This window comes from Bacillus sp. 7884-1 (assembly GCF_002272245.1).
GTDB lineage: Bacteria > Bacillota > Bacilli > Bacillales > Cytobacillaceae > Neobacillus.
In genome coordinates this window covers 1-233 of the sequence record NZ_NPDD01000382.1, presented here as the reverse complement: position 1 = coordinate 233, position 233 = coordinate 1, and the positions used below count along the sequence as shown (strand labels likewise).

Below are 233 nucleotides of genomic sequence, written 5' to 3'. Positions count from 1 at the left end.
AGAAGCGATCATTTCCTCCATTGCTGCCTTTACCACGGCTTCCTCAATCGGTTCCTTCGGATTTTCTATTGATAAACGAGCCGGTTTCCCATACTCTGTAACAAACTCCAATTCTAATGTTTTAGCCATTTCATTCACCTCCTCCTATCATTTATTTTTCCAATTACGCTAGTAATTCAGAACTGTCGACTCTCTCAATGCTGCTAAGAGTTTCATTGGACAAATTGATAACT

The 233-nt window shown here is 39.5% G+C and carries 1 protein-coding gene; it reads right to left on the bottom strand.

Annotation, left to right across the window (positions count from 1 at the left end; genetic code table 11):
- Positions 1 to 129, bottom strand: a 129-nt coding sequence (locus CHI06_RS29225; RefSeq protein WP_142301062.1) for a DUF2922 domain-containing protein, incomplete at its 3' end; no start/stop codon positions are given.
- Positions 130 to 233: the final 104 nt, after the last annotated feature.